This is a genomic window from Streptomyces sp. DI166 (genome assembly GCF_900091315.1).
Classification (GTDB): Bacteria; Actinomycetota; Actinomycetes; order Streptomycetales; family Streptomycetaceae; genus Streptomyces; species Streptomyces fuscus.
The window spans coordinates 1-15457 of record NZ_FLSP01000024.1; the positions used below are offsets into that span (position 1 = coordinate 1).

Annotated in this window: 13 protein-coding genes; 7 read left to right on the forward strand and 6 right to left on the reverse strand. The window is 72.7% G+C overall.

The genetic code is table 11. The features are described from left to right. Window positions 1-237: 237 nt before the first annotated feature. From GA0115233_RS14225 to GA0115233_RS14245, 5 genes are all read left to right on the forward strand, one after another. The gene (locus tag GA0115233_RS14225) at window positions 238-1293 is read left to right on the forward strand and encodes a GTPase-associated protein 1-related protein (RefSeq protein ID WP_176711774.1); all 1056 of its coding nucleotides are present in this window, start codon (window positions 238-240) and stop codon (window positions 1291-1293) included. Beyond that, entirely contained in the window at window positions 1290-2927 is a 1638-nt protein-coding gene (locus GA0115233_RS14230; RefSeq protein ID WP_093720557.1) for a TRAFAC clade GTPase domain-containing protein, read from the forward strand. The genes GA0115233_RS14225 and GA0115233_RS14230 overlap by 4 nt, the downstream gene beginning before the upstream one ends. A gap of 221 nt (window positions 2928-3148) precedes the next feature. Next, the gene (locus GA0115233_RS14235) at window positions 3149-3814 is read left to right on the forward strand and encodes a vWA domain-containing protein (protein WP_093720558.1); all 666 of its coding nucleotides are present in this window, start codon (window positions 3149-3151) and stop codon (window positions 3812-3814) included. Continuing rightward, on the forward strand, window positions 3808-4692 hold the full coding sequence (locus GA0115233_RS14240) for a protein phosphatase 2C domain-containing protein (RefSeq protein ID WP_093720559.1): 885 nt from the start codon (window positions 3808-3810) through the stop codon (window positions 4690-4692). Before GA0115233_RS14235 ends, GA0115233_RS14240 begins: the two co-directional genes overlap by 7 nt. Window positions 4693-4695: 3 nt before the next feature. Then, window positions 4696-6033, forward strand: coding sequence for a protein kinase domain-containing protein (locus tag GA0115233_RS14245; protein ID WP_093720560.1), 1338 nt, complete (start codon window positions 4696-4698; stop codon window positions 6031-6033). Window positions 6034-6046: 13 nt separating this feature from the next. On the opposite strand, the gene GA0115233_RS14250 is transcribed toward GA0115233_RS14245, so the two are convergent. From GA0115233_RS14250 to GA0115233_RS14265, 4 genes are all read right to left on the reverse strand, one after another. Beyond that, window positions 6047-6367 carry a hypothetical protein gene (locus GA0115233_RS14250; protein ID WP_093720561.1) on the reverse strand — a complete coding sequence of 107 codons (321 nt, stop codon included), beginning with the start codon at window positions 6365-6367 and terminating at the stop codon, window positions 6047-6049. A 27-nt stretch (window positions 6368-6394) separates the two neighbouring features. Then, on the reverse strand, window positions 6395-7855 hold the full coding sequence (locus GA0115233_RS14255; protein WP_255310180.1) for a hypothetical protein: 1461 nt from the start codon (window positions 7853-7855) through the stop codon (window positions 6395-6397). A gap of 90 nt (window positions 7856-7945) precedes the next feature. Continuing rightward, the gene (locus GA0115233_RS14260) at window positions 7946-8968 is read right to left on the reverse strand and encodes a ketopantoate reductase family protein (protein ID WP_093720563.1); all 1023 of its coding nucleotides are present in this window, start codon (window positions 8966-8968) and stop codon (window positions 7946-7948) included. An 18-nt stretch (window positions 8969-8986) separates the two neighbouring features. Beyond that, window positions 8987-9535: a DUF1697 domain-containing protein gene (locus GA0115233_RS14265; protein ID WP_093720564.1), complete on the reverse strand. Its 549-nt coding sequence runs from the start codon at window positions 9533-9535 to the stop codon at window positions 8987-8989. Between the two features lie 341 nt (window positions 9536-9876). Between GA0115233_RS14265 and GA0115233_RS14270 the strand changes: the two genes are divergently transcribed. Further along, on the forward strand, window positions 9877-12141 hold the full coding sequence (locus tag GA0115233_RS14270) for an MMPL family transporter (protein ID WP_093720565.1): 2265 nt from the start codon (window positions 9877-9879) through the stop codon (window positions 12139-12141). A gap of 75 nt (window positions 12142-12216) precedes the next feature. Here the strand turns inward: GA0115233_RS14270 and mgt are convergent, their stop codons facing one another. Further along, on the reverse strand, window positions 12217-13413 hold the full coding sequence (gene mgt / locus GA0115233_RS14275; RefSeq protein WP_093720566.1) for a macrolide-inactivating glycosyltransferase: 1197 nt from the start codon (window positions 13411-13413) through the stop codon (window positions 12217-12219). Window positions 13414-13585: 172 nt separating this feature from the next. Here mgt and GA0115233_RS14280 point away from each other — a divergent pair, with 172 nt between their 5' ends. Next, a complete protein-coding gene (locus tag GA0115233_RS14280; RefSeq protein ID WP_093720567.1) occupies window positions 13586-14437 on the forward strand; it encodes a phosphotransferase enzyme family protein in 852 nt (283 codons plus the stop codon). Window positions 14438-14484: 47 nt separating this feature from the next. On the opposite strand, the gene GA0115233_RS14285 is transcribed toward GA0115233_RS14280, so the two are convergent. After that, window positions 14485-15390, reverse strand: a complete 906-nt coding sequence (locus tag GA0115233_RS14285) for a LysR family transcriptional regulator (RefSeq protein ID WP_093720568.1) — start codon at window positions 15388-15390, stop codon at window positions 14485-14487. Window positions 15391-15457 lie beyond the last annotated feature (67 nt).

Below are 15457 nucleotides of genomic sequence, written 5' to 3' on the forward strand. Positions count from 1 at the left end.
GGCAGCCCGCCGACGGGCGCCCGCTGGCCCTGCTGCGGATCGCGGACCTGCTCGACGTCGACTGCCAGGACCTGCTGCCCGAGCTGGCGGGACGGCTGGCCCGCGCCCTGGTGGCGGTGGCGCCGGACGCGCCGTCGGCGGCCTTGGACGAGCCGCCGGTGGGGCACCCCGCCCGGTCGGCGCCGGAGACCGTCGAGGCGCCCGCCCCCGGGGGCGTCGGCGGCCCTGCTGGACGCGGTGCAGGAGCATCCCGCCCTGCGGATCGCGCTGTTCGGGGCGCTGGACGCGCTGGCGGCGGCCGATCCGCCCGCGGCGGCGCGGGCCCTGACCGGGTCGGGGCTGCCGGTCGGCATGCACACCCGCTTCCCGCATCTGCGGATGTGCGTCACGGTGCCGCCCGCGGGCGACCGGCTCGCCCGGTTCCACGAACTCCTGCGCACCGCCGGGGTGTCCCCGCACGCCGACACCTCCGTGCTGCGCACCGCGCTGAGCCTGGTGTGGGACGGGGTCCTGCCGACCGGGCAGGAGGCGAGTCTGCTGCTCAACGAACTCGGCTCGGACCTGCACCAGGCCGCGGGCACCCGGAACATCCTGATCGAGGCCGCCCTCGCCGCGCCGCCCGACGACCCCGACGTCCCGGCGCTCGCCGTCGACCTGCTGCGCAGCTTCAGCACCGAACTGCGGCCCGACCAGCGCCCGGCGCTGCTCCTGCTGGAGTTCGCCGGCCTGCTGGGCACCAGCGGCGAGGGCGAGAACTGGGTCGGCCATGTGCTGGCGCTGCGCGACGGCACCACCCAGCCCGTGCCGGACGGTGTGCTGCGGCGTGTCAGCGACGCCCTCGCCGAGCGGCTGCTGGCCACCTCGGTACCGGAGAGCGAGCTGTACGCCCTGGCCAGGTCCGGCGAGCCGCAACTGCTGGCCGCGTACGAACGCGCCGCACGCTCCTCCGCGGTCGGCGACCGGCTGCGGGTCAGTCCCACGTACGTGGCCACCTGCTACTGCGCGTGGACCGCCTGGTCCGGCGGCGATCCCGCCTGGGACGAGACCTGTGCGGCGCTGCTCACCAAGGTGCTGCGGCCGATCGTGAAGGCACTGCCCGCCGAGGACGTCGCCGCGGTGGAGGCGGCGCTCGAACGGGCCCGGCGCGGCAAGCTCGAATCGTTCCGGGCCTGGAACCGGCCGGGCGCGCTCGGGCGGCTCGCGGGGCGGCTGTCCGGGCGCGGCAGGCGCGCCGAGCAGGGCCCCGTCTATCCCGGGGACGTGGAGCCGCCGTCCCGGGGAGGCCGCCGATGAGCGCCATGACGGTGGTGTGGATCTACGGCGCGTGGTGCGGGCTGATCGCCGTCGGCGTCGGTCTGGGCCGGGTGACGTGGGAGTTCCTTGGGATCGGGGTGGGCGGTGTCTGGCGGGGCCTGGGGCCGTGGCAGAGCGGCCGCGCGGACCAGCGGATCCCGGTCGTCGGCGGCGGCGAGCCCGCCCCGCTCGCCTACTGGTGGCGGCAGATGTGGACCGACGGCCTCAGCGCCGCGGGCTACGGATTCCAGGTCGTGTGGAGCGCGCTGGCCGACCCGTGGCTGGAGCGGACCGGCAGGAACCTGTTCCGCGGCCGGACGCCCTCCGGGGGCCTCACCGACTCCCCGTTCAGTGCCGCGCTGCTGGTGGTGTTCGTGGCCCCGGGCACGGTGGCGGGCGCGCTGCTGGGCGCCGCCCTGGCCGGTGTGCTGCTCGGCGCGTTCCTCACGGTGTTCGGTCTGCTGCTGGCCCTGCTCTGGCTGGGCTGTGCGGCGGCCGTACCGGTGCTGCGGGGCGTCGAGCGGGCGTGGGAACTGGCCCGCGGGATACGCGTGAAGTGCCCCTACCCGCGCTGCTACCGGCCCGTGCCGCTGGCCGTGCACCGCTGCCCCGGGTGCGAGGCGGGACACGCCTCGCTGCGCCCCGGCCGCTACGGCCTGGTGTGGCACCGGTGCACCTGCGGGCGGCGGCTGCCGACGACCCGGGCCGCGCGGCGCGGGTCGCTGACCGCCCTGTGCCCGCACTGCGACCGGCGGCTGCCGCCGGCCGTCGGCTCCACCCGGGTGGTGCACGCGCCGCTGATCGGCGGCACCTCCTCCGGCAAGACGATGCTGATGGCGGCCATGGTCGAGGGCCTGCACGCGTTCGCGCGGCGCGGTGAACTCACCGTCGAGTACGCCTCCGCCGACGACCGGGCCGCCGCGGTCGACCTCAACCAGGAGCTCAAGCAGACCGGTTGGGCGCGGGCCACCACCGGCGGGCAGCCGCGCGCCCTGATGCTGACGGTCGCCCGGGGCCGCCGGCGGCGGCTGCTGTACCTCTACGACCCGATGGGCGAGTCGGTCAGCGAGGCGGACCGGGTGCGCGCCCAGCCCTATCTCCAGCACACCGACGGAGTCGTGCTCGTCGCGGACGTACTGGCCGACGCGGGGGTACGCGGAAGGCTCGGCGAGGACGACATCTCCCGCGCCACGGCGGCCCGTCCCTCGTCCCAGGGGCCGTGGGACACCTACCAGCGGCTGACCGGTGAGCTGCAGGCGCTGACCGGGCGGCGGGAGCGGCTGTGCGTGGCCACCGTCGTCACCAAGCGGGACATCCTGGACCAGCTGACGACGCTGCCGGTGCCCGGACCCCGGGTGGACGACTGGCTGACCGAGATCGGTCTGGACCGGCTGGTGCGGGCGCTCGGCGGCGACTTCCGTGCGGCCCGCTACTGGGCGGTGAGCGCCCGCGCCGCGACCGGCACCGGGCCGCTGGAGAGCGAGCAGCGCCGGGCGGCCGAGCCGGTGCTGTGGCTGCTGGCCGTGTCGGGCCTGCGCACCGCCGCGCTGGCCGGACCGGGCGGGCGGCCGGGTGTGAAGGAGCGCAGGCTGCGGCTGCGCGGCCCCCGTGACCGTGAGAGGACCCCGGCATGACACAGGTGACCGCGTCCATCGGCCGCTGGCGGCGCGCGATGGCAGGCGTGTTCGTGGCCGCCATGGTGCTGACGGTGCTCGGCGGGGCCGGGCTGGCGTACTGGCTGCTGGCCTGACGGCGAGGAACCGGCTGCCGGCCTGACCGCGAGGAACCGGCCCCCGGCCTGACGGCGAGGATTCAAGGAGAGGAAAACGGCGTGAGCGACATTCCCGGCGGGGCCATGGCCAACCGTCCGGTCCACTTCATCTGGCTGCTCGACTGCTCGTACTCGATGCAGGGCGAGAAGATCGGCCAGCTCAACTACGCGATCAGAGAAGCCATCCCGGAGATGCGGTCGGTGGCGCACGACAACCCGGCCGCCCAACTGCTGCTGCGCACCGTCACGTTCTCCACGACGGCGCAGTGGCTGCACCAGGCCCCGGTGCCGGTCGACAACTTCACCTGGCAGGACGTGCAGGTGGACGGTATGACCAACCTGGGCGAGGCACTGACCCTGGTGTCCCGGGAGCTGCAGAGCCCGCCGATGCCGCAGCGGGCGCTGAAGCCCGTACTGGCGCTGGTGTCGGACGGGGTGCCCACGGACGACTGGAAGGCCGGTCTGAAGGCGATCGACGCCACCCCGTGGGGCCGCAAGGCGGTGCGGGTGGCCATCGCGATCGGCGCCGACGCCGACCGCGGGGTGCTCCAGGAGTTCCTCGGCAATCCCGAACTGCAGCCGCTGGACGCCAACAGCCCCAAGCAGCTCGCGGCGGCGATCCGCTGGGCCTCCACGGCGGCCGTGAAGGCGGCCTCGCAGCCGGTGGCGGGCACCGGGGCGGACCCGCTGGCGAAACAGCCGTACGCGCCGCCGGTGCTGGACGACGATGACGATGACGACGTGTGGTGACGCTCGGGGTGCGGCGCTGGGACACGATGGGCGAGAGCGTCCAGGGCGTCGGCAAGCGGTGCAACCAGGACTGGTGGGCCTGCGAGGGCACCGGTGCCGGGGACGAGCCGCTGGTGCTGGCGGTGGCCGACGGGCACGGCTCGGCGGTGCACGCCCGCAGCGAGCTGGGGGCGCGGTTCGCCGTGGACCGGTTCGTGGGACTCGCCGCCGCCTTCGGGCGGGCCGCCCGCGACTGCCACGAGCGCGGGAGTCTGGCCCGGCTGATGGCGTACGCCCGCGACGACTTCCCGCGCGCCCTGGTCCAGGAGTGGCGGTCGGCGGCGCTCGGCCACTGGGACCGGCACCGTCCGGTCGCCGATGTCGGCACGCCCGAGCCGGAGGCCGCCGAGAAGCTGGTGCTGTACGGCACCACGCTGGTCGGGGCCGTGGTCACGCCGTGGCTGTTCGTGGCGTGGCAGATCGGCGACGGCGATCTCGCGGTGATCGGGCACGACGGTGAGCTGCTGCGTCCGCTGGCCCCGGCCGAGGAGGACCTGGGCGACGAGACGGAGTCGCTGTGCGGCGCCCAGGCGTGGCGGGCGGTGCGCACGCACTGGGCGCCGCTGTTCGACGAGGCGCGCGGGCCGCGGCTGGTGGTGCTGTCGACGGACGGCCTGTCGAAGAGCTTCGCCTCGGCCGAGGGCTACCGGGACTTCGTCGTGGGTCTGGACGACCGGCTGGCGGCGGAGGGCGCGGACGGGGTGCGGGCGGCGCTGCCCGAGTGGCTGCGGCAGGCGTCGCGGTACTCCGGGGACGACACCACGCTGGTCGCCGCGCTGCGGCCGGGACACCTGGCGCTGGAAGCGGATCACAAGAGCGAACAGAAGACGGAGAGTTGAGCGATGAGCGGCATGCTCGACAGCGGGACCCGGCTGGCCGTGGACAACGGCGACGAGGTCGAGATCATCGGCATGCTGGGCGCCGGTGGGCAGGGCGAGGTGTACCGGGTGCGCACGGCGGCCGGGGAGAAGGCCCTGAAGTGGTACTACCCGACGTGTGCGACGCCGGAGCAGGAGGCGATCGTCCAGGAGCTGGTGGAGCGGGACTTCGACGACGACCGGTTCCTGTGGCCGGAGTCCTTCGTGCCCGCGCACCGGGGCTCGTTCGGCTATCTGATGGCATTGCGCCCGGACCGCTTCAAGGGCCTGCCTGACCTGTTCCGCCGCCAACTGCGCACCACACCACGGGCGTTGCTGACCGCGTGCCTGTACACGGTGGAGGCGTACCAGGCGCTGCACTCGCGGGGCATCGCCTACCGGGACATCTCCTGGGGCAATGTCTTCTTCGACCCGGCCACCGGTGACGTGCTGATCTGCGACAACGACAACGCGGTGGTGGAGGGCGACGCGAGCGGCATCTCGGGGACGATGAAGTTCATGGCCCCGGAGCTGGTGCGCGGCGAGCCGGACGCCAGGCCGGGCACCCAGTCCGACCTGCACTCGCTCGCGGTCCTGCTGTTCATGCTGTTGATGAACCATCACCCGCTGGAGGGCAGGCGGGAGTTGGGCATCCACTGCTTCGACGAGGCGGCGGAGAAGCGGCTGTACGGCAAGGAACCGCTGTTCGTGTTCGATCCGGCGGACACCTCCAACGCGCCCGACCCGATGGAGCACGCGACGGTGCTGGCGACGTGGAACGCGGCGGTGGCAAAGCTCCAGGACCTGTTCGTACGCAGCTTCACCACCGGACTGCGCGACCCCGCGTCCCGGGTGCGTGAGACGGAGTGGCGCAACGCGCTGCGGGCGGTGCTGGACGCGGTGGTGGAGTGCGCCTCCTGCGGGCGCGAGAACATGACCGAGCCGGGCGAGAACCCACCGCCGAAGGCCTGTTGGGGGTGCGGTGCCCAACTGGTGCTGCCGCCGCGGCTGACGGTGACGACCCCGCCGCCGCGCGCCCAGCACGACATCCGGCTGCGGCGCGCGGCCCGGGTGCAGGCGCACCATCTGCTGCCGGAACCGGCCCGGCACGACTGCTCGGACGGCAGCCTGGTGGCGGAGCTGGTGGAACACCCCGCCAAGCCGGGCCGGTTCGGTATCGCCAACCGGTCGAAGGAGACCTGGACGGGCACCCGCTCGGACGGCTCCTCCCAGCAGATCGCCCCCGGTCAGACCGTGCCGCTGCGCTCGGGCCTGGAACTGGACCTCGGGGGCGGGGTGCGGGCGGTGGTGCGCGCCAAGTAGCCGCCGGGGCGGCTTACAGGCCCAGCAGGCGTCCGATGTCCTGGGCCAGTGCGAGGCCGCCGCTGCCGGCCGCCACCCCGATGCCGATGGTCTCCAGCGCCGACCGGATCCGTCCCCGGTCGGCGCTGCGGCCGTCCTGCCCGGCACCGGCCAGCTCGCCCTGGATGACCTGGGCGTGCGGGACGAGCGCGGGGTTCTCCACCCGCAGCCGCTCCACGAGCTGGTCGGCGAGGCGCAGCAGGGTCGCGGCGTCGGTACCGTTGTTGATCTCGATACGGCCGTGGTCGCCGAAGTTGGCCGGGCCGTTGACGTTGTTGATGTGATAGTTGCTCATGCGCCCGCTTCTGTGTCCGTCGCCGGGTCAGGGCGTGGCCGGGGGCGAAGGAGTGCCGCCACCGCCCTGGCCGCCCTGGGGCCCGCCGCCCTGAGGGTTGTTGTTCTGGTTGATCGTGCCGCCGGCGCCGAAGATGCTGGGCCCGTTGACATTGTTGACGTGGTAGTTCTGCGTGATGATCTTCTGCGCGCTGTCGAAGGAACTGGTGTCGACGTTGTGGTCCTTCAGGAAGCGCTCGGTCGCGGTCAGCACGCCCTGCTGGAGGCGGACGAGGAAGTCCAGCGCGTCCATGCGCTCCGCGTAGGTCGCCTGGCCCCAGTCGCCGTGCCGTTCGCGCAGGCTGGTGACGGCGCCCTGGTCGACGACGACGTGCTGGTTCTTGATCTTGCGGCGCAGTTTGCGCAGTGTCCGCTCGTTGTCGTGCCGCCAGCGCGAGCGTTCCGACATACGGCCGGAGGCGCCCCACAGTTCGGACCAGGTGCGGGTGGTGGCGTACTTGAACAGGCTCCACCAGCGGTCGCCGCGGGCCACGGGGAGGTGGTCGACGGTCTGGAAGCGTGCTTCGAGCGGGGGGACGGCGTAGACGGCCACCTCCCAGCTGAGGCTGGGCCCGGCGAGGATGGCCCGCAGGTACATGGAGACGATGATCCGTCCGCCCTCGCCGACCCGTTCCAGGCACAGGTGCGTGCGCATACCGGCGCCGGGCTGCTGGAGTCCGGCCTGGACGAGCTGTTTGGGGACGTGCGCGGCCGGGCGCCGGGTCCGGTCGGGGACCAGCTCGGGCAGCATGTAGGCGTTGCTGCCGAGGACGTAGAGCCGGTTGCGGGTGCGCAGTCCGTCGAGGCCGGAGATGCTCTCCATCTGCCGGGCGACATAGGTGTGCAGGTCGATGGCGTCGAAGTCGGTGATGGTGAGCTTGGTGCCGCCGGGTCCCTCGGCGGGCTCGCTCACATCTATGGGGCCCCAGATGACCTCCCGTTCCTGGAGCCGCTTGCCACTGCCGACGAACGGGTTGGCGAAGGCCGTCTCGTCGGCGTACGGCAGCACGTTGGCCCGCTTCAGCTCGATCAGCCGTGCCTCGGTGCCCTGTTCGACGGGCGGTGCGAGCGTCTCCGGCTTCTCGGCGCCCCGGTACACCTCCTGGGCCGCGTCCCGGGCCCGGCCCTCCGCGTGCCGGACGAGGATCCAGGAGGCGGCGAAAACGCCGGCGGGGCCGTAGACAGCGACCATGACGAGGGAGCCGTCGCCGCCCAGCAGTGACCACAGGGCCAGCAGCAGGGAGGCGATGAACAGCATTCCGAGGGCGACGAGTTGGCGGTCGAGGGCCTGTCTGCGCCGGACCGCCGCACGGGCGTGGCGGGCGACGGCCACGAAGTTGATGCCGAGGGTGAGTCCGATCGCCTTGAGCCCGTCGCCGGTCAGCTCCCGGTCGACGTCCCGGGCGAGGTCGTCGTAGAGATGGACCGTGGCGCAGAAGCGCCGTGTCACGCCGTCCTTGCGGTACTGGGGCAACCCCGGTAAGACCCTGCCCGCCACGCTGCCCCGCCCCCCTGCCGGTGAAGTCGCACGGCTCTCACTTTAGGGACAACCAGGGTGGTCTGTCGCCGAGTTGGCCATCCCCACCAGCTCTGCCACCGGCATCGAGCCGGGTGCGTGGCGCTCCCGGGCGAACGTGTTCGCGAGGTGCTGGAGGAGTTCGTTGAGCGGTGTCGGTACGCCGTGCAGACGGCCGAGGAGGGCGATCTCGCCGTTGAGGTGGTCGGCCTCGATGGTGCCGGTGCCGCGGGCCAGGGACTGCCAGGTGGAGCCGCCGCCGCGTGGGACGCCGTCGAGCGGGACCAGGGTGATCTTGTCGCCGCGGGCCGCCCGCTGTTCCTCCGCGCCGGCGTAGGCGATACCGGCCGCGTCCAGGACGGCCGCGGCCTCCGCGCGGACCCTGTCGTAGAGCACGGTCACTTCCTCGCTCCCGACCGGGCCGGTGAGGGCTTCCAGGGCGTTGCCGAGGTTGCTGAGGAGCTTGGCGTACAGCCAGCGGGTCACGTCGGGGACGACCGGGGCCTCGAAGGGGGCCTTCTCCCGGTCGGCGGAGATCCGGTGCAGGGTGTCGTCGGTGCCGTGGGGGTAACGGCCGAGGTGGAGGATGCCGGTGAGCGGGGTGCCCGCGGCGGAGACCGCTCCGGGTTCCACGAAGGTGGCGGGCAGCCACACGCACACGGCGTACACCCGCCGGAAGACCCGCAGGGCGAGCCGCGGGCCCTCCACGCCGTTCTGCGCGCACAGCAGGGGCAGCCGCTCGGCGGCCGTGCCGCCGCCCTCGACCGGGGCCGCTCCCCAGGTGCGCAGGGCGTCGGGGCTGTCCTGGGTCTTCACGGCGAGCAGGAGCACGTCGTCGGGGCGCAGGGGGCCGAGTTCGTCCGGGCTCTCGACGGCCGGCAGGCGGTGCACGCTCGTGCCGTCCGGGACGGTGAGCCGCAGTCCGTGTTCCTTGAGGGCCTTCAGGTGGGCGCCGCGCGCCACCAGGACGACCTCGTGACCCGCCTGCGCGAGCCGTCCGCCGACGACCCCGCCGATGGCGCCCGCTCCGATGATGATGTATCGCATGCGAGGAAGCCTCGCACGCTAGGCGCCGGTCATCTCCACCAGTTTGACCACGGTGTTCCAGTTCCGGGAGGTCGCCGTCATGCCCTTGCTGTAGCGCGGCTTGGCGAGTTGCTCGGCGAGCTTGGAGCGGCCGAGGCCGTTCGGGGCGTAGAGGTACAGGCAGCGGTCGCCGAGGCGGAACTCCTCCGGCAGGAAGGCGCCTTGGTCGATGTCGGCGAAGCGCTCGGCGCCGACGGGTCCGGAGAAGTACGTGACGTGCAGTTGTTTGCCCTCCAGCTCGGCGGCCGGGAAGGGGCAGTTCTCGACGACGGCGGCGAGGTAGGCGTGGTCGCGGACGATGACGTCGACCGAGAACCCGAAGTGCTGCTCGACCGCCGCCGCGATCCGCGCCGCCCAGGACTCCTCGTCCCCGTCGGCGGCGGTGAAGACGGCCTGGCCGCTCTGCAGATAGGTGCGTACGTCGCCGAGTCCCAGACCGGACAGCAGTCCGCGCAGCTCGGCCATCGGGACCTTCTTGGCGCCGCCCACGTTGATGCCCCGCAGCAGCGCCGCGTACGTCGTCGTCATCCGCCCACCTTAAGGGGCCGTCGTGCCCCGTGGGGGCGGGCACGACGGCCGGGTCCGCCGGGGCGGACTGGGCTGAACTCTGGCGGATTCCGGGGGTGCCGATCAACTGCTACACGCAGCTGTGACTTACACAACAAGCTTTCGTAATGACAAAGAGTCCCCAATTAGATGTAAGGGGCCGCCTCCTCCCCAGTGGGGAGAAGGCGGGGTCCAGGGGGATGATTCCCGCCCCGTCCAGTTCACCGATCAGCACGACGAGAAGGCTTTATCCGGCCCATACCTTCGAATCTGAAAGGTGGCGGCAGGGGGCTGTCACCGGCACACGAGGGGGCAATCCCGTCATGGGGAACGGAGACATACGGGTGCGGGGCCTGGCCGCCCGGGCCGGCGGCTGGAGTGCCCGGCACCGATGGGCCGCGGTCGGCATCTGGGTGCTGTTCGTCGTCCTGGCGATGGGCCTCGGGTCGGCGGCGGGCCGCGTGGACGTGGACGAGAGCCAGGCGCTCAAGGGCGAGACCAAGACCGCCGCGCAGATCATCGAGGACGCCGGCATCGAGGAGCCCGCCGGGGAGACCGTCCTGGTCCAGGCGAAGGACGGCGGCCCGAAGGCCACCGACGCGGAGTTCCGCGCCGCGGTGGACGCGGTGATGGCCGCGGTCGAGAAGACCGGCGAGGTCACCGACGTCACCTCGCCGTACGACACCGACATGGTCTCCGCGGACGGCCGCAGCGCGCTGGTGCAGTTCGACATGCGCGGCGAGGCGGACACGGCCGCCGAGCGGGTCGAGCCGGTGCTGGACGCGGTGGCCGACGTACAGAAGGACCACGCGTCGCTGACGATCGAGGAGATCGGCAGCGCGAGCATGATGAAGACGTTCGACGACGCCTTCGGGGACGACTTCCAGAAGGCCGAGTACTCGGCCGTGCCCGTGGCCCTCGGCATTCTGCTCATCGCCTTCGGCGCGATCGTCGCGGCCCTGCTGCCGGTGCTGCTCGCCATCACCGCGATCATGGCGACGATGGGTCTGATGGGCATCGTCAGCCATGTGATGCCGATGGGCGACGTCGCCAACTCGGTGATGCTGCTGGTGGGTCTGGCCGTCGGTGTCGACTACTGCCTGTTCTACCTGCGCCGTGAGCGCGAGGAGCGGGCCGCCGGACGCGACCCGCAGACGGCGCTCAGGATCGCCGCCGCCACCAGTGGCCGCGCGATCGTGGTCTCGGGTGTCACGGTGTGCGTGGCGATGGCGGGCATGCTGTTCACCGGCATCGCCGACTTCGAGGCGATGGGCCTGGCCTCGCTGATCGTCGTGGCGGTCGCCATGGTCGGCTCGGTGACCGTGCTGCCGGCGCTGCTGTCGCTGCTGGGCCACCGGGTGGAGAAGGGCAAGATCCCCTACCTGCACCCGGAGAGCAAGCTGCGCCGCAAGCGCCCGGCCGGCCAGCGCGAGAGCCGGATGTGGACGGCCGTGCTGAACGCGGTGCTGAAGCGCCCGGTGGTCTCGGTGGTCGTCGCGACCGGCGCGCTGCTCGCGGTGGCGGCGCCCGCGGTCGGCATGAAGACCCAGAACCTCACGCTGGACCAGGAGTTCGGCGACTCGCTGCCCATCGTGCAGACGTACAACCGGGTCAACGAGGCGTTCCCCGGCGGCTCGGAGCCGGCCGAGGTGGTCGTCAAGGCGGACGACATCGACTCCGCCGAGGTACAGGACGCGCTGGCCGCCTTCAAGAAGGAGGCCGTGGACTCGGGCGCCTCGAAGGGCCCGGTCGAGATCAAGCTGCACGACAAGCAGAACCTGGCCTTCGTGTACGTCCCGCTGGTCGGCGGTTCCGACCTGGACAAGGCGGGCGAGAGCCTGGAGAAGCTGCGCGACGAGGTCCGTCCGTCCACGCTCGGCAAGGTCGACGGCCTGGAGGCGCCGATCACCGGGCAGGTCGCGGGCAGCCACGACTTCAACAACCAGCTGGCGGGCGCGGTCGTCCCGGTCTTCGCCTTCGTCGTGGTCTTCGCCTTCTTCCTGATGCTGCTGTCCTTCCGCTCGCTGACCATCGCGGTCACCTCGATCGCGCTGAACCTGCTGTCGGTGGGCGCGGCCTACGGCATCCTGGTCGCCGTCTTCCAGCACGGCTGGGGCGCGTCCCTGGTGGGTGCGGAGGGTGTCGGCGCCATCATCACCTGGCTGCCGCTGTTCCTCTTCGTGATCCTGTTCGGCCTGTCGATGGACTACCACGTGTTCGTGGTCTCCCGGATCCGCGAGGCGCGGCTGAAGGGCCGCTCGACCAACGAGGCGATCAAGCACGGGGTGGTCACCACGGCGGGTGTCGTCACCAGCGCCGCGGTCATCATGGTCGCCGTGTTCGCGATCTTCGGCACCCTGTCCATGCAGTCCATGAAGCAGATGGGCGTGGGTCTGGCGGCGGCGGTGCTGATCGACGCGACGGTCATCCGCGGTGTGCTGCTCCCGGCGGTCATGGCGCTGCTGGGCGAGCGCAACTGGTACCTGCCGAGCTGGCTGAACCGGATGCCGGACCTCACCCACGACGAGGCGCCGGAGGCGGTCACGTACCAGGCGCGCGACGACGAGGGCGAGCGCGTCCCGGTCTGATCCGTCCGATCCCGGCCCGGTGAGAAGCGGAGGGCCCGTCGACCCACGGGGGTGTCGACGGGCCCTCTGGCGTGTTCAGCGCGCGGGCAGTGCGGCCTCGATGAGGTCGGCGGCCCGGCGCGTACCGCCCTCCCCGGCCATTTCGGCCTGGATCTCCTTCAGGCGCCGGGCGACCTCGGGGTCGTCGACGAGGGCGAGGGCGGTCTCGCGCAGTGCCTCGGCGGTGGCCTCCTCGGTGTCCAGCCGCCGCGCCACCCCGAGCGCCTGCAGCATGTCGGCGTTGCCGAACTGGTCCACGGCCTGCGGTACGGCGATCATCGGGGTGGCGGTGGCCAGTCCCTCCTGGCTGCCGCCCGCGCCGGCGTGGGTGACGAACAGGTCGGCCTGCTTCAGTACCGCCAACTGCGGCACCCACGACGCCACTTCGACGTTCGCCGGCACCTCGCCCAGCTCGGCCGGGTCGACGCGGCGGCCGATCTGGAGCACCAGGTGCCAGCCGGGCAGCTCCCCGAACGCCCTGACGCACTCCCGGTAGAAGGCGGGCTGTTTGGTGAAGGACGACCCGAGCGAGACGAGGGCGACCTTCTCCGCTCCCTCGGGCCGCTGCCAGTCGCCCTCGGCCGCACGGTCGCCCTGGCAGGCGCCGACGAAGGTGTACACGCTCTCGTCGACCCGGTCGGCGTGCGGCTGGAACACCTTGGGGATGAGCACGAGGGAGCGGTCGGGGCGGCCGGCGAACGGGTCCGGGTGCAGATCGACGCCGTTCTCCTTGAGCCAGGACTCGAAGCGGTCGTAGTAGGCCCGGCCCCGCTCGGTCTTCTTCGGTTCCGCCCACATCGGCTCGGCGATCTCCTTCTCGTAGCCCTCCCAGGCGACGAGGTTGGGTGACAGGGAGATACAGGGCACGCCCCAGCGGTGGGCGAGGACCCGGGCCGGGTAGGCGGTGATGTCCTGGAGGACGAGGTCGGGTTCGTCGCCCTCGTAGGCGGCGGCGAGCTGGGGCAGCGCCTGGATGGCGTCGTCCAGGAACGGCTCGACGTTGTCCAGCAGGGTGCTGCCCCAGGCGTCCGGGTCGGCGTCGGGGCCGGGCAGGTTGGAGTGCCACAGCTTGGGCTCGGCCCCGGTCTCGGCGACCTTGTCGGCGAACGCGGGCGGGATCGCGTAGGTGACCCGGTGCCCGCGTGCGACCAGCTCACGGATCACTTCCAGGCTGGGGTTCACATGCCCGTGGGCGGCGATGGAGAACATGGCGATGTGCGCGGGTGAGGTCATGCACAGGAGACTAACGAGACGATACGTCTCGTGCAACTACGTATATCGCGCGGCGCCCGGTGAGCCGCGGCCACCGCTCCGCCGCCGAGGCGCCGCGCACCCCCGCCGACCTGTGGCAATGCGAGACTGACCGACAGCGATCACACACCTACGGCGGCATGGAGGCGGCACGATGGACGAGACGCGGGCCCGGCAGGTACTGGCCGGGGCGGGCCTTGCGCAGGACGCGGACCTGCTCGCCCTGGGCGAGAACGCCGTGTTCGCCGCCGGTGACCTGGTCGTCAAGGTGGGCCGGGACGCCGAACTGCTGCAACGGGCCCGGCGGGAGCTGGACATCGCGCTGTGGCTGGCGAAGACGGGCGTCCCGGCGGTCCGCGCGGCCGAGCCCGAGCCGCTGCTGGTCGAGGGGCACCCGGTGACCGTGTGGCAGCGGCTGCCCGAGCGGGTACGGCCCGCCGAACCCCGCGATCTGGCCGCACTGCTGCGGATCGTGCACGCCCTGCCCGACCCGCCCTTCGCCCTGCCGCCGCGCGATCTGCTGGGCGGGGTGGAGCGCTGGCTGCGGCTCGCGGGGGACGCCATCGACCCGGCGGACGCGGAGTACCTGCGCCGGCGCCGGGACGGGTTCGCCGAGGCGGCGAGCCGGCTGACCCCGCGCCTGCCCGTCGGCCCGATCCACGGAGACGCCCTCCCCCGCAACGTCCACGTCGGACCCGACGGGCCCGTCCTGGTCGACCTGGAGACCTTCTCCGGCGACTTCCGCGAGCACGACCTGGTGGTGATGGCCCTGTCCCGCGACCGGTACGCGCTGCCCGACGCCGCCTACGACGCCTTCGTCACCGCGTACGGCTTGGACGTGCGCGAGTGGGAGGGCTGCTCGGTGCTGCGCGGGGCGCGGGAGACGGCGAGCTGCGCCTGGGTGGCCCAGCACGCCCCGAGCAACCCCGAGGCGCTGACGGAGTTCCGGCGCCGGGTGGCGTCGCTGCGGGACGGGGACGAGACGGTGCGGTGGTATCCGTTCTGACGCACCCGTCCTGACCCACCCGCCCTCGCACCCGTCCTGACGCGCGCTCAGACCTCCCGCGCCCGGATCGCGCGGGCCGCGTGGCCGAGTTCGGCCAGGACGGTGCGGACCGCCCTCCGGGCGAGGCGCTCCGGGCGGTAGAGGGCGTCGATGTGCCGGCGCGCCTGGACCCCGCTGAGGGGGCGGAGGGTCAGGGCGGGGTGGGGGCGCACGGTCCAGCGGGGCAGCAGGGCGATGCCACCGCCCGCCGCCACGGCCTCCGCGACCACCGCGAACTCGTTGATGCGGTGGGCCAGATACAGCCTGCGTCCGGCGGCCGCCGCGATGGCGTCGACGGTCGCCATCACCGGGAAGCCGTCGTGCACGGTGATCCACGGCTCGTCGGCCACGTCGCGCGGGGTGACCCGGCGCTTCGCGGCCAGCGGGTGCTCCTTCGGCATCGCCACGTCCAGTGGCTCGCGCAGCAGCGTGGTCACCGTGACCGTGTCCGGCCAGGGCGGGGCGTGGTCCAGGCGGTGGGCGAGGACGATGTCGTACTCCCGGGTCAGACGCGGGAAGTCCTCCTGCGGTACGTCCTCGTCGGCGAACCTCGGCACCGGGTTGCCGGGACCGGCGAGGGCCCGCAGCAGGAGGGGGAAGAAGGCGCCGCCCGCGCTGTGGAATGCCGCGACGGACACCTCCCCGTCGGGGCGCCCCACGAACTCCTCGACGCTGCCCCGGGCGCGTGCCAGCGCCGTCTCCACCTCCACGGCCGCGCCCGCCAGCGCCTGACCGGCGTCGGTCAGCACCAGCCGCCTGCCCTGCCGCTCGGTGAGCGGGACCGGGACCGCCCGCTGGAGCAGCCTGAGCTGCTGGGAGATGGCCGACGGGGTCACCAGCAGGGCCTCGGCGACGGCCGTGACGCTGCCCAGTTCGCCGAGCTCGCGCAGGATCCTCAGCTGGCGTTCGTCCATGGCGCACAGTGTAGGAGCGCTAAAAGATCCTTTTAGAAACTGGTACTGGGCTTCACGGACGTTCCGG